Annotated in this window: 14 protein-coding genes; 11 read left to right on the top strand and 3 right to left on the bottom strand. The window is 72.4% G+C overall.

Annotated features, from left to right (window positions below):
• Window positions 1–66: 66 nt before the first annotated feature.
• From ACWDNY_RS12825 to ACWDNY_RS12815, 3 genes are all read left to right on the top strand, one after another.
• Window positions 67–558, top strand: a complete 492-nt coding sequence (locus tag ACWDNY_RS12825; protein WP_451645762.1) for an RNA polymerase sigma factor — start codon at window positions 67–69, stop codon at window positions 556–558.
• Complete coding sequence (locus tag ACWDNY_RS12820) at window positions 542–1081, top strand: hypothetical protein (RefSeq protein WP_451645761.1); 540 nt, start codon at window positions 542–544, stop codon at window positions 1079–1081. The genes ACWDNY_RS12825 and ACWDNY_RS12820 overlap by 17 nt, the downstream gene beginning before the upstream one ends.
• Window positions 1082–1237: 156 nt before the next feature.
• The gene (locus tag ACWDNY_RS12815; protein WP_451645760.1) at window positions 1238–1771 is read left to right on the top strand and encodes a hypothetical protein; all 534 of its coding nucleotides are present in this window, start codon (window positions 1238–1240) and stop codon (window positions 1769–1771) included.
• Between the two features lie 27 nt (window positions 1772–1798).
• Here ACWDNY_RS12815 and ACWDNY_RS12810 read toward each other — a convergent pair whose 3' ends face one another.
• Entirely contained in the window at window positions 1799–2482 is a 684-nt protein-coding gene (locus ACWDNY_RS12810) for a glycerophosphodiester phosphodiesterase (protein ID WP_451645759.1), read from the bottom strand.
• Between the two features lie 114 nt (window positions 2483–2596).
• On the bottom strand, window positions 2597–3727 hold the full coding sequence (locus tag ACWDNY_RS12805; RefSeq protein WP_451645758.1) for an adenosine deaminase: 1131 nt from the start codon (window positions 3725–3727) through the stop codon (window positions 2597–2599).
• A 248-nt stretch (window positions 3728–3975) separates the two neighbouring features.
• Between ACWDNY_RS12805 and ACWDNY_RS12800 the strand changes: the two genes are divergently transcribed.
• Together ACWDNY_RS12800 and ACWDNY_RS12795 are read left to right on the top strand one after the other, a co-directional pair.
• Complete coding sequence (locus ACWDNY_RS12800) at window positions 3976–4734, top strand: DUF4190 domain-containing protein (RefSeq protein WP_451645757.1); 759 nt, start codon at window positions 3976–3978, stop codon at window positions 4732–4734.
• 202 nt (window positions 4735–4936) lie between these two features.
• Window positions 4937–5395 carry a DUF4190 domain-containing protein gene (locus tag ACWDNY_RS12795; RefSeq protein WP_451645756.1) on the top strand — a complete coding sequence of 153 codons (459 nt, stop codon included), beginning with the start codon at window positions 4937–4939 and terminating at the stop codon, window positions 5393–5395.
• A gap of 52 nt (window positions 5396–5447) precedes the next feature.
• On the opposite strand, the gene ACWDNY_RS12790 is transcribed toward ACWDNY_RS12795, so the two are convergent.
• Complete coding sequence (locus ACWDNY_RS12790; protein ID WP_451645755.1) at window positions 5448–6050, bottom strand: NADAR family protein; 603 nt, start codon at window positions 6048–6050, stop codon at window positions 5448–5450.
• A 211-nt stretch (window positions 6051–6261) separates the two neighbouring features.
• On the opposite strand from ACWDNY_RS12790, the gene ACWDNY_RS12785 reads away from it, so the two are divergent.
• From ACWDNY_RS12785 to ACWDNY_RS12760, 6 genes are all read left to right on the top strand, one after another.
• Window positions 6262–7800, top strand: coding sequence for a gamma-aminobutyraldehyde dehydrogenase (locus ACWDNY_RS12785; protein ID WP_451645754.1), 1539 nt, complete (start codon window positions 6262–6264; stop codon window positions 7798–7800).
• A gap of 74 nt (window positions 7801–7874) precedes the next feature.
• Entirely contained in the window at window positions 7875–9122 is a 1248-nt protein-coding gene (locus tag ACWDNY_RS12780; RefSeq protein WP_451645753.1) for a polyamine ABC transporter substrate-binding protein, read from the top strand.
• Between the two features lie 5 nt (window positions 9123–9127).
• A complete protein-coding gene (locus ACWDNY_RS12775; RefSeq protein WP_451645805.1) occupies window positions 9128–10288 on the top strand; it encodes an ABC transporter ATP-binding protein in 1161 nt (386 codons plus the stop codon).
• Window positions 10288–11226 (top strand): ABC transporter permease, encoded by a 939-nt coding sequence (locus ACWDNY_RS12770; RefSeq protein ID WP_451645752.1) that lies wholly within the window; start codon window positions 10288–10290, stop codon window positions 11224–11226. Before ACWDNY_RS12775 ends, ACWDNY_RS12770 begins: the two co-directional genes overlap by 1 nt.
• Entirely contained in the window at window positions 11227–12027 is an 801-nt protein-coding gene (locus tag ACWDNY_RS12765; RefSeq protein ID WP_451645751.1) for an ABC transporter permease, read from the top strand. It begins immediately after the preceding gene.
• 29 nt (window positions 12028–12056) lie between these two features.
• Entirely contained in the window at window positions 12057–13484 is a 1428-nt protein-coding gene (locus tag ACWDNY_RS12760; protein ID WP_451645750.1) for an NAD(P)/FAD-dependent oxidoreductase, read from the top strand.
• Window positions 13485–13591 lie beyond the last annotated feature (107 nt).

The following is a 13591-nucleotide window of genomic DNA, read 5'->3' as shown; positions in this document are numbered from 1 at the left end:
CCGGTGGAACGCACGCCGACGGCCCGGGGTCCTGTCCCACGAGTGTCCGCACGACCCTGGAGAGCGTTGAAACGGTCCCGCGACAGGGCGGCGTCCGAGCTGTTCGCCGCCGTCTACCCGCGCCTCGCCGGCTGGTGCCGCCGTCTCGTCGACGACGACGAGACGGCCCACGAGATCGCGTCCGAGGCGTTCACCCGGCTCTGGGCCCGCTGGACGTCCGTGGAGGAGCCCCGCGGGTTCCTCTACGTCACCGCGGCCAACCTCGTCCGGGATCATTGGCGCAAGCTGGAGCGGGAGCGCAGGGCCGTCCGCCGTGCCACCTCGGAGGCCGCCGTCCGCCCCCACACCGAGCAGGCCGACCCGTCGGTGCGTCTGCTCGTGCAGTCGCTGCCCGAACGGCTGCGCGTCCCGATCCTGCTGCACTACTACGCCGACATGCCGATCCGGGAGGTGTCCGTGCTGACCGGGCGCAAGGAGGGAACCGTCAAGGCCGACCTCCACACGGCCCGTGAACTGCTCCGTGCCCACCTGAGGAGAAGCCTTGATCGCACGCTTTGACGACGGTCCGGAGTTCGAACCCGACGATCCCCTCGCGGTGATCCTGCGGCCCGCCGCCGACCGCCTCGCCCCGCCCCCCGGCCGGTACGAGGCGCTGCGCCGTGCCGCGGCCCGCCGCCGGCTGCTGCGCGCCGCGGCCGGGGCCGGTCTGACCTGCGCGGTCGTCCTCCTCGTCGCGCTGCCCCTGCGCCTGGCGGCACACGAGGCCCCCCGTGTGCCGGTGGTCCCTCTCGCACCGCCGTCCGCGGACCGGTCCACTGCGTCTCCCCGCCCGTCGCCGCCCGTGCCCCCCGCTTCGCCCGCTCCGTCGGTCCCGCCCACCCAGGCAGTCGCGCCCACCCCGTCGGCGGTGCCGGATCCGGCCGGCACGTCCCTCGTCCCGCGCCCCCGCACCGGGGTCTCCGGCGCCCCGAGCGGCCCGGCCGTCCCCACCCGCGAACGGTCGGCGACGCCCGCGCAGCCGTCGGAGGAGCAGTCGCGGACCGGGGCGGCCACCACGCCCACGAGCCGGACCCGGCCGTAGCGCACACCCCCGCCCGCCGGGGTGCGGCGGCCGCGCGCAGGGCGTCCCCTCGCCGGCCCCGGCGGCACCGCGGAGCGATCAGGCCCGGCGCTGAGCCCGGCGGACAGCCGGGGAACAGGTTTTGAACGTGTTCAACTACGGGCGTAGGCTCCCGACATGAGCGACAGAGCCGCCCTGCTGAAGGGCATACGCGCCTGGCTGGCCTTCTTCGTCGTCTGTCTGGTGCTCAGCGGGGCCACCGCCTTCCCGCTGGTGCACGAACTGCACTGGGCCGAGAGCCTCCTGCGGTCCCTGTCCGCACCGGAGCACGCCCCCGGCCTGATGGAGTGGATCGAACGCGTACGGCGCGGACTCGACACCGCCGACGCCGAGTACCCGTTCGTGCTGTACGGCACGGACTGGCTGGCGTTCGCCCACCTGGTCATCGCCGTCGCCTTCTACGGCCCCTACCGCGACCCCGTCCGCAACGTCTGGGTCGTCGACTTCGGGATGATCGCCTGCGCGGGGATCGTCCCCCTCGCGCTGATCTGCGGGCCGATCCGGGGCATCCCCTCGTGGTGGTCGGTCGTCGACATGTCGTTCGGGGTGTTCGGGGTCGTCCCGCTGTACGTCGTGCGCAGGAGGATCAAGCGGCTGGAGGCGCTCACGCCCCAGCCGGCGTCCCGCGCCCCCGTCGCCGTCGGCGGCTGAGTCCCCGTCAGGCGTCCACGTCCCGCCTCAGTGGCCGCGGACCGCGCACAGGGCGTCGACGCGGTTCGTCGTGATCGAGTCGACGCCGGACTCGATCAGGCGCCGCATCGAGCGGCGGGTGTCGGGCGTCCAGACCGACAGCAGGTAGCCGTCGCGGTGGATCCGGGCCGCCAGGTCCCGGGTCACCAACCCGAAGCGGTAGTTGAGCCAGCGCGGGCGGACCGCGGCCAGCAGACCGGCCCGCGGCGGGGCGAGCGTCGCCCAGGTCAGCGCGATCTCGGCGGACGCGTCGGCCGCGCGCACCGCGAGCATCGTCTCGGGGCCCGCGCAGTAGTACACGCGGTCCTGCGCGCCGCAGTCGCGGACCGCCCCGACGATCCGCCGCACCGCGGGCAGGCCGGGCCCGCCCGGAAGGTCGAGCATGACCCGGCTGCCGTCCGTCGCGGCCAGAGCGTCCACCAGCGTGGGCACCCGCCCGGCCGTCAGTTCGCGCACCTCGTCCGCCGACATCGACCGCAGCGGCCGGTCGTGCTCCCACAACCGGCTCAGCGTGTCGTCGTGCAGCAGCACGGGCACCCCGTCCCGGGTGAGCCGGACGTCGATCTCCACGGCGTCCGCGCCCCGGTCGAGCGCGGAACGCAGGGAGGCGATCGTGTTCTCACGGACGCGGTAGGGGTCGCCGCGGTGCGCCACGGCCGTCAGGGTCTGCATGGCCACATTGTGCTGCAGGGGCCCGACGGCCGGCCGGAGGCGGGGGCCCGACAGCCGACCCGACCGGGGTCCGGGCGGCGGACCGGACGCGGGGGCCCGGGTCGCGGGCGGGCCTCAGGGCGCGAGCCACCCCGTGGTGTAGGTGTCGATCTCGTCCGCGATGCGGGTCTTGCCGGCCTCGTCGAGGAAGGAGGCCCGCACGGCGTTCTTGGCCAGCTCGGCCAGACCCCGCTCGTCCAGGTCCAGGAGACGGGCGGCGACGGCGTACTCGTTGTTGAGGTCGGTCCCGAACATCGGCGGATCGTCGGAGTTGATCGTGACGACGACCCCGGCGCGTACGAACTCCCGCAGCGGGTGCTCGTCCAGGGTGCGCACCGCGCGGGTGGCGATGTTGGAGGTCGGGCAGACCTCCAGCGGGATCCGGTGCTCGGCGAGGTGCGCCAGCAGCTTCGGGTCCCGGACGGAATGGGTGCCGTGGCCGATGCGCTCGGCGCCCAGGTGGTTCAGGGCGTCCCAGACGGTCTCCGGGCCGGTCGTCTCGCCCGCGTGCGGCACCGACCGCAGCCCGGCCGCCAGCGCCCGGTCGAAGTACGGCTTGAACTGGGGCCGGGGCACGCCGATCTCGGGCCCGCCGAGGCCGAACGACACCAGCCCCTCGGGACGCAGCCGGTCGTCGGTGGCCAGCCGCGCCGTCTCCTCCGCGGATTCGAGGCCCGCCTCCCCGGGGATGTCGAAGCACCAGCGCAGCACGGTGCCGAACTCCGCCTCGGCCGACTTGCGGGCGTCCTCGATCGCGTCCATGAAGGCGCGCTCGTCGATGCCGCGGCGGGTGGACGAGAACGGGGTGATCGTCAGCTCGGCGTAGCGGACCTGCTGCCGGGCCATGTCACGGGCCACCTCGTACGTCAGCAGACGCACGTCCTCGGGGGTGCGGACCACGTCGACGACCGACAGGTACACCTCGATGAAGTGCGCGAAGTCCGTGAAGGTGAAGTAGTCGGCCAGGGCTTCGGGGTCGGTGGGCACCCTGGAGTCGGGGTGGCGGGCCGCCAGTTCGGACACGATGCGGGGAGAGGCGGAGCCGACGTGGTGCACGTGCAGTTCGGCCTTGGGCAGTCCGGCGATGAAGGCGTGCAGGTCGCGGGATGCGCGCTGGTCGGTCAAGGGATCCCTCCCCGGGGAACGGCGCCGCGGGGCCGCTGCGGGCACGGCGCGGGTGATCGGCTGATCGAGTGGCACGCACATCGTAGGCGCCCGTCCCGCCACGCCGTCCGCCGCCCGCCACCGTCCCGGCGGCCCGCCGGACCCGGCCGCCGGGACACCGCCCCGACCCCCTCGCCCCGGCCGGTCGGCCGGGGCGAGGGGAAGAGGGGGGAGAAGGGGAGACGGGATGAGGGGGAGAGGGGCGGGGATGGGGACCGCCGAACCGGGCGGAGGGGCCGGGGCGACCACGCCTTAGCATGGCGGGACATTCGATCGAGGGGGAGCGCGACATGACGGACGGAACGCAGCAGGGTGGCGATGCCGGGGCCGGCGACAACCCCTGGGCCCCGCCCGAGAGCCGCCCCTCGCTCGCCAAGGACCCGCAGCAGCCCGCGCCCGGGCAGTCGGCGCCGCAGTACCAGGCACCCCCCACGCCCCAGCAGCCCGCGGCGTGGGACCAGCCGTCCGCCCCCTCGCAGCCGCCGGTGCAGGACCAGCCGCCCGCGTTCCCGCCGCCGGCGTCCGTGCACGACCAGGCCACGATGGCCTCGATACCGGCGGCCGGCTTCCCGCCGCCCGGCTTCGGACCGCCCGGCGCGGAGTCCGCCGTGCCGCCCCCGCCCATCGCTCCCACCGGGCCCGCCCCCGGCGGGTACGGCTACCCCGCCTACGCCCAGGGCTACGGCTGGCCCGGCATGCCGATGGCCCGGCAGAACGGCATGGGCACGGCGGCGATGGTTCTGGGCATTCTGTCCTGCTGCCTGTTCTGCCTGTACGGCGTGGTCTCCGTCGTGCTCGGCATCCTCGCGATCGTCTTCGGCGTCAAGGGCCGCCGGAAGGCCGAGCGGGGCGAGGCCGACAACCACGGGCAGGCCCAGGCCGGGCTGATCACCGGCGTCATCGGCCTCATCCTCGGCGTGGTGGTGCTCGTGCTGGTCGCCATCGGCATCACGTTCGCCATCAACGACGAGCGCAACAGGCAGACGGACGAGGACCCCTACTACGGCGCCGCCGGTACGTCGGTGAGCGTCCTGGCCGCCGACCGCTGACCCACCGTCACCCGCCGGCCCCGTCCCGCTCGCTCCGTCCCACCCGCTCCCTCGGCTCGGACCAGTCCGCCCGGCCCGCCCCGCTCCGCAGTACCAGGCGGCACCCGGCCGCGCCCGGCCACCCGGCGGCTTGCCGCGACCGCCTCCCCCCGGCGGCCCGGGCCACTACGATGCTGCACGTCAACGGAGGGGAGATCACTTCATGTCCGACACCCATCCCGCCCCCGGCGGGTTCGGGCCGCCGTCCCAGCCGCCGCAGCAGCCGGCGCCGGGGTACGGGTATCCGCAGTCCGGCCCGGGCTACGGCTACCCGCAGTCCGCTCCCGGCCATCCGGTCGCGCCTCCCGTGGCCTATCCGCAGGCCCCCGGCTACGCGATGCCGGTGCAGCCGAGCAACGGCATGGGCACCACGGGACTGGTGCTGGGCATCATCGGCCTGGTGTGCAGCCTGACCTTCTTCCTGTGGTTCTTCGGCGTCGTCCTGGGCATCCTCGGGATCATCTTCGGCGCCATCGGCCGGGGGAAGGCCAACCGCGGCGAGGCCACCAACAAGGGTGCGGCGACCGGCGGTCTGGTCTGCGGCATCCTGGCCACCGTGGTGCTGCCGCTGCTGGGGCTGCTGATCTTCGCCAGTGTCATGGGCAGCGCGAGTACGTTCTGAGCGGGGCGCACGCCTGCGAGCGAGGGGCCGGGCGGAAGCCCGGCCCCTCGTCTCACTCCGCGCCCGTCCGCAGCCGCTCCCGGGCCTCCATCAACGCGAACCCCAGCAGGTTCAGGCCCCGCCAGCGCTCCGGGTCCGTCGCCGCCTCGTCGCCCGCGGCCAGCCCGATGCCCCACACGAGGTCCACGGGGCTCGCCTCCACCAGCACCCTCCCCCAGCCTTCGGCCGGGGGGACACCCACCTCGCTTCGCCCGCCCGTGTTCAGCAGGAACTCCCGCAGTTCGGGGTGCGCCGCGAACTTGTGGACGCTGCCCTCCACCACGATCCGGAAGCGCTCCCGCTCCCACACCGCCTCGTCGAAGCCGCGCACCAGCCGCCCGGCCTTCTTCGCCTCGGCCGGATGCCCGGCCGCCAGCACCCGGCGCTCCGCCTCCGCGTCCCCGAACAGCCGCGCCTTGCCGGCCATCATCCAGTGCTCGGCGGTCGCGTAGCAGACCCCGTCCACCGTGAACGGCGACGGCCACCACTGGCTCAGACAACTCGCGCCCACCCGGCCGTCCGGCGGCGGCCGGTGTCCCCAGAAATACAGATACCTGACTCTCGCCCCCGTGCGGACCGCCCCGATCAGGGCCTCCCGCGAATCGATCGTCCCCATGTCACGCGAGTCTGGCACGCACCACGGACAGTCCGTCCCGCCTTTTCCATGTCGACTCGACACCCGGTCGACAGATTCCGTCGCGTAACCAAAAGGCAACAACGGAATCACTTGTTGCAGTGCACTGGCTCTGTCAGGATCGGCACTCACATCGAGCTGGAGCTACGCCACCCACCCCTCTTCCCTGCGGGGTACGGCGGAGGAGAGCGACATGCACAACCCGGGCAACGCCACCCCGGAACGGTTCCCCGCACAGGCACGCTTCGCGGACGGCGCGCAGTACATCGCCGGCCGCCCGCGCCAGGGCACCTCGGGCCGCACCCACGCGGTCGTGGACCCCGCCACCGGCGAGGAGGTGTACACCTACGAGCTGGCCGGCACCGCCGACGTCGACGCGGCCGTGGCCGCCGCCCGCGCGGCCTTCCCGGCCTGGGCCGCCGCCACCCCGGGCGAGCGCTCCGACGCCCTGCACCGCTTCTCCGCCGTCCTGGCCGAGCGCGCCGAGGAGTTCGCCCGCGCCGAGTCGCTGCAGTGCGGCAAGCCGCTGAAGCTGACCCGCGAGTTCGACGTGCCGGGCACGATCGACAACACCTCCTTCTTCGCCGGGGCCGCCCGGCACCTGGCGGGACAGTCCGCGGGCGAGTACTCCGGCGACCACACCTCGTACGTGCGCCGCGAGCCGATCGGCGTCGTCGGCTCCATCGCACCGTGGAACTACCCCCTGCAGATGGCCGCCTGGAAGATCCTCCCGGCGATCGCCGCGGGCAACACCGTCGTGCTCAAGCCCGCCGAGCTGACGCCGCTGACCGCGCTGATGTTCGCCCAGGCCGCCACCGATGCCGGGATCCCGGACGGTGTGGTCAACATCGTCACGGGTGCCGGCCGGGAGGCCGGCGAGCACCTGGTCGGCCACCCCGACGTGGCCATGACCTCGTTCACCGGCTCCACCGCCGTCGGCAGGCGCGTCGCCGAGATCGCCACCGCCACGGTCAAGCGCCTCCACCTGGAGCTCGGCGGCAAGGCGCCGTTCGTGGTCTTCGACGACGCCGACCTGGAGGCCGCCGTCCACGGCGCGGTCGCGGGCGCGCTCATCAACACCGGCCAGGACTGCACGGCCGCCACGCGCGCCTACGTCCAGCGGCCCCTGTACGAGGAGTTCGTCGCGCGGACCGCCGCCCTCATGGACACCGTCCGGCTCGGCGACCCCTTCGCCCCCGGCGCCGACCTCGGCCCGCTGATCTCGCACGCGCAGCGCGAGAGGGTGGCGGGCTTCGTCGACCGGGCCCGCGGCTACGCGCGCGTGGTCACCGGCGGCGAGGCTCCCGGCGGCGAGCTGGCGCGCGGGGCCTACTACCGGCCGACCCTGATCGCCGGCGCCGCGCAGGACAGCGAGATCGTCCAGTCGGAGATCTTCGGTCCGGTCCTGGTCGTCCTGCCGTTCGACACCGACGACGAGGGCATCCGGCTGGCCAACGACACCCCCTACGGCCTGGCGGCGTCGGCGTGGAGCCGCGACGTCTACCGGGCCAACCGCGCCACCCGTGAGATCAAGGCGGGCTGTGTGTGGGTGAACGACCACATCCCGATCATCAGTGAGATGCCGCACGGCGGCTACAAGGCCTCCGGCTTCGGCAAGGACATGTCCACCTACTCGTTCGACGAGTACACGCAGATCAAGCACGTCATGTTCGACAACACGGCGGTGGCCGCGAAGGACTGGCACCGCACCGTCTTCGGGGACCGGCGATAGCCGCTCGGCGGCTGTCGCCGGTGGGACGACCGGCCACCGACCAGGCCCAACCCTCCTGAAAGGGCACCACGCGCATGGAGCAGTACGAGCCCGACCGCCTGACTCCGGCCCAAGTGGCCGCCGTGAGGCGCAGCTTCCGCAACGGCCGGGCCTCCCTCACCCGCCGTTCGCTGCTGCGCGCCTCAGCGGGCGGCGCGCTCGCGGCCGGTGGACTCGGGGCGCTGAGCGCCTGCGGGATCCCCGCGGCGGGCAGGACGCAGGACGGCACGGCGACGCGGGACTACTCGGACAAGGAGAAGGTCGTCGCCTTCTCCAACTGGACCGAGTACATCGACGTCGACGACAGCGGCAAGCACCACCCGACCCTGGAGGCGTTCGCCAGGCGGACCGGCGTCCAGGTCAAGTACACCGAGGACATCAACGACAACAACGAGTTCTTCGGCAAGATCAAGCCGCAGCTCGCCGCGGGCCAGGACACCGGCCGCGACGTCGTCGTCCTCACCGACTGGCTGGCCGCCCGGCTGATACGCCTGGGCTGGGTGCAGAAGCTGGACCCGTCCCGCCTGCCGCACGCCTACACCAACCTGTCGGCGCAGTTCCGCAACCCCGACTGGGACCCCGGCCGGGCCTACAGCTACCCCTGGCAGGGCATCTCGACCGTCATCGCCTACAACAAGAAGGCGCTCGACGGCATCGAGGTGAAGTCGGTCTCGGACCTGCTCGACAACCCCCGCCTCAAGGGACGCGTCGGCTTCCTGTCGGAGATGCGCGACAGCATCGGGATGACGCTGCTCGACATGGGCAAGGACCCCGCGAAGTTCACCGACGACGACTACGACGCGGCGATCGCCCGTCTGCAGAAGGCCGTCGACAAGGGGCAGATCCGCCGTTTCACCGGCAACGACTACACCTCCGACCTGACCAAGGGCGACTTCGCCGCCTGCGTCGCCTGGGCCGGCGACGTGGTGCAGCTCAGGACGGACAGCCCGGACGTCGACTTCGTCATCCCCGACAGCGGCTACATGACGTCGACGGACAACCTGCTCGTGCCCAACAGGGCGCGGCACAAGGCGAACGCGGAGCGGCTCATCGACTTCTTCTACGAGCCCGACCAGGCCGCCGCGCTGGCCGCGTACATCAACTACGTGACGCCCGTCGACGGCGTGCAGCCCTACCTCGCGAAGATCGACGCGGACGCGGCGAAGAACCCGTTGATCATTCCCGACAAGGCCATGGCCGCCAAGTCGCACGCCTTCCGCTCCCTGACGCAGAAGGAAGAGACGGCCTACGAAGAGAAGTTCGCAAAGCTCACAGGGGCGTGACGATGATGACGACAGACAACAGCGGCGACGTCCGCCTCACCGGGATCGGCAAGACCTACGGCTCCTTCACCGCCGTGCACCCGTTGGACCTCACGGTGCCGAAAGGTTCCTTCTTCGCCCTGCTGGGCGCCTCCGGCTGCGGGAAGACCACCACCCTGCGCATGATCGCCGGCCTGGAGGAGCCCAGCACGGGCACCGTGCACCTCGGCGACCAGGACGTGACCCACCTGCCGCCCTACAAGCGGCCGGTGAACACGGTCTTCCAGTCCTACGCACTCTTCCCGCACCTCGACATCTTCGAGAACGTCGCCTTCGGCCTGCGCCGCCGCGGCATCAAGTCGGTGCGCAAGCAGGTCGAGGAGATGCTGGACCTGGTCCAGCTCGGCGAGCAGGCGCGCAAGAAGCCGCACCAGCTCTCCGGCGGCCAGCAGCAGCGTGTGGCCGTGGCCCGTGCCCTGATCAACCACCCGAAGGTGCTCCTGCTCGACGAGCCCCTCGGCGCCCTCGACCTGAAGCTGCGGCGCCAGATGCAGCTGGAGCTGAAGCGGATCCAGACCGAGGTCGGCATCACCTTCATCCACGTCACGCACGACCAGGAGGAGGCCATGACGATGGCCGACCAGGTGGCCGTGATGAACGCGGGCCGGGTCGAGCAGCTGGGCCCGCCCACCGACCTCTACGAGAACCCGCGGACCACGTTCGTCGCCAACTTCCTCGGCACCTCCAACCTGATCGAGGCCGAGGTCGACACCCGCAGCGGCGGCGAGATCGTCGTGAGGGCCGGGGGCGGCAAGCTCGTCCTGCCCGAGGCGCGCTGCTCCGCGTCCACGACCGCCGGCGGCAAGGTGCTGACCGGCGTCCGTCCGGAGAAGATCTCCCTCACACACGTGGACGACGAGGGCACCATCCCCGAGGGCCGCAACCGCATCACCGGGACCATCGCCGACTCCAGCTTCATCGGCGTCTCCACCCAGTTCGTCGTCGACTGCGCGGTCTGCCCCGAGTTCGAGGTCTACGTCCAGAACATCGACCGCGACCCCCGCCTGGTGCCCGGCACCGAGGTCGTCCTGCACTGGAACCCGGCCCACACCTTCGCCCTCGACGCGGCACAGGACATCGACGCGGGCGTGGAGAGCGTGGGGCCGCACGAGGGGGAGGCCGCCTGATGGCCGTCGTCACCGAGGCGCCGCCGCCGGCGGCGCCCACCGCCCCGGGCGGCACGGACACGAAGCCCCCGCGCAGGCGGGGCCGCCTCACGCCGTACTGGCTGCTGCTGCCCGGCATCCTCTGGCTGGTCGTCTTCTTCGCCCTGCCGATGGTCTACCAGGCGTCCACGTCCGTGCAGACCGGCTCCCTGGAGCAGGGCTACAAGGTCACCTGGCACTTCGTGACCTACTGGAACGCCCTGTCCGCCTACTGGCCGCAGTTCATCCGCTCGGTCCTCTACGCGGCCGCCGCGACCATCCTGTGCCTGCTCCTCGGCTACCCGCTCGCCTACCTCATCGCCTTCCGCGCGGGCCGCTGGCGGAACCTGATCATGGTCCTGGTGATCGCGCCGTTCTTCACCAGCTTCCTGATCCGCACCCTGGCCTGGAAGACGATCCTCGCGGACGGCGGCCCGGTCGTCGGCGCGCTGAACACGCTGCACGTCCTGGACGTCACCGGCTGGCTCGGCTGGACCTCCGGCGACCGGGTGCTGGCCACGCCGCTCGCGGTGGTCTGCGGACTGACGTACAACTTCCTGCCGTTCATGATCCTGCCGCTGTACACCTCGCTGGAGCGCATCGACGGCCGGCTGCACGAGGCGGCGGGCGACCTGTACGCGAGGCCGTGGACCACCTTCCGCAGGGTGACGTTCCCGCTGTCGATGCCGGGCGTGGTCTCCGGCACGCTGCTGACCTTCATCCCCGCCGCCGGCGACTACGTCAACGCCGACCTGCTCGGCTCCGCCGACACCCCCATGGTCGGCAACGTCATCCAGACCCAGTTCCTGCGGATCCTCGCCTATCCGACGGCCGCCGCCCTCTCCTTCATCCTGATGGCCGGGATCCTCACCATGGTCACCGTCTACATCCGCAGGTCCGGCACGGAGGATCTGGTCTGAATGACCCTCGTCAACTGGCTCAAGCGCAACCTCGTCGTCCTCGCCGGACTGCTGACGCTCGGCTATCTGCTCCTGCCCAACGTCGTCGTCACGGTGTTCTCCTTCAACCGGCCCAAGGGCCGCTTCAACTACGAGTGGCAGCGGTTCTCCACCGACGCCTGGCGCGACCCGTGCGGCGTCGCCGGCCTGTGCGGCTCGCTGTCGGTCAGCCTGCAGATCGCCGTCTGGGCCACGCTCGGCGCCACCGTCCTCGGCACGATGATCGCCTTCGCGCTGGTCCGCTACCGCTTCCGCGCACGCGGCGCCGTGAACTCGCTGATCTTCCTGCCGATGGCGATGCCCGAGGTGGTCATGGCCGCCTCGCTGCTCACCCTGTTCCTCAACATGGGCGCGCAGCTGGGCTTCTGGACCATCCTCATCGCCCACATCATGTTCTGCCTCAGCTTCGTCGTCACCGCCGTCAAGGCGCGCGTGATGTCGATGGACCCGAGACTGGAGCAGGCGGCCCAGGACCTCTACGCGGGTCCCCTGCAGACGTTCTGGCGGGTCACCCTGCCCATCGCTGCACCCGGCATCGCCGCCGGCGCGCTGCTCGCCTTCGCGCTCTCCTTCGACGACTTCATCATCACCAACTTCAACGCCGGCTCGACCGTCACCTTCCCCATGTTCGTCTGGGGTTCGGCCCAGCGCGGCACCCCCGTCCAGATCAACGTCATCGGCACGGCCATGTTCGTGGTCGCCGTGCTCTTCGTCCTGGCCTCCATGGCCGTCGGCAACCGCCGCGCCCGGCAGCGGGCGTGAGCGGACGCATTCCGTAGGGAGTTGACATCATGGCCCCGAGCGCCATGAGCCGTAACGACAACTGGACGAGATCCCTCGCCGAGGCCCAGCCGGTCCCGTACTGGCTGGACGACCCCGGCCGGCCCCGCCCCGAGCCGGCGCTCACCGGCGCGGAGACCTGCGACCTGCTGGTCGTCGGCGGCGGCTACAGCGGACTGTGGACCGCGCTGCTCGCCAAGGAGCGCGACCCGCAGACGGACGTGGTGCTGGTGGAGGGCCGTGAGGCGGGCTGGGCCGCCTCCGGCCGCAACGGCGGCTTCTGCGCCGCCTCGCTCACCCACGGCCTGGCCAACGGGCTCGCCCGCTGGCCCGAGGAGATCCACCGGCTGGAGGAACTGGGCGCCCGCAACCTCGACGCCATCGAGGAGGCGGTCGTCCGCCACGGGCTGGACTGCGAGTTCGAGCGCACCGGCGGGATCGACGTCGCCACCGAGCCCTACCAGGCGCGGGAGCTGCGGGACCGGCACGTTGAGCTGGAGCGCCGGGGGCTGGCCGACGGCACCGAGTTCCTCGACCGGGAGGCGGTGCGGGAACAGGTCCACTCACCGACCTTCGAAGCCGGCCTGTGGGACCGCCGGGGCGTCGCCATGGTCCACCCGGCCAAGCTCGCCTGGGGCCTGAAACGTGCCTGCCTGCGGCTGGGGGTGCGCGTCTACGAGCACACGCCGGCCCTGACGCTGAGGGCCTACGGCGCCGGCGTGGCCGTGCGCACCCCGTACGGGCACATCCGCGCCCGGCGGGTCGCCCTCGGCACCAACGTCTTCCCGAACCTGGTGCGGCGGGTCCGCTCCTACACCGTCCCGGTCTACGACTACGCCCTGATGACCGAGCCGCTCAGCGCCGCGCAGCTGGCCTCGATCGGCTGGCGGAACCGCCAGGGCCTGGGGGACAGCGCCAACCAGTTCCACTACTTCCGGCTGACCGCGGACAACCGCGTCCTGTGGGGCGGCTACGACGCGGTCTACCCGTACGGCGGCCGGGTGCGCGCCGAGTACGACCACCGCCCGGAGACGTACGCCAGGCTCGCCGGGCACTTCTTCACCTGTTTCCCGCAGCTGGAGGGCGTCCGCTTCACGCACGCCTGGGGCGGGGCCATCGACACCTGCTCGCGCTTCTCGGCGTTCTTCGGAACGGCCCACCGGGGCAGGGTCGCCTACGCCGCCGGCTACACCGGGCTCGGGGTCGGCGCCACCCGCTTCGGCGCCGAGGTCATGCTCGACCTGCTGGCCGGGGCGCGCACCGCCCGCACGGAACTGGAGATGGTCCGCAGGAAGCCGCTGCCCTTCCCGCCCGAGCCGTTCGCCTGGACCGGCATCGCGCTCACCAAGTGGTCCCTGGCCCGGGCGGACGCGCACGGCGGGCGGCGCAACCTGTGGCTGCGGACGATGGACCGGCTCGGGCTGGGCTTCGACAGCTGACGCGGGGCGGCGGGCGCGGGCGGTTCACCCGGACGAGGGACCGCAACCCGCGTAATGCCCGCGGCCGGGTCCCCTTCCCTCGTGGACGCGACACGCGCGTCCACGAG

The sequence above is a fragment of the Streptomyces sp. NPDC003697 genome, from assembly GCF_053587115.1.
This window is presented reverse-complemented; position numbering and strand designations above follow the sequence as displayed.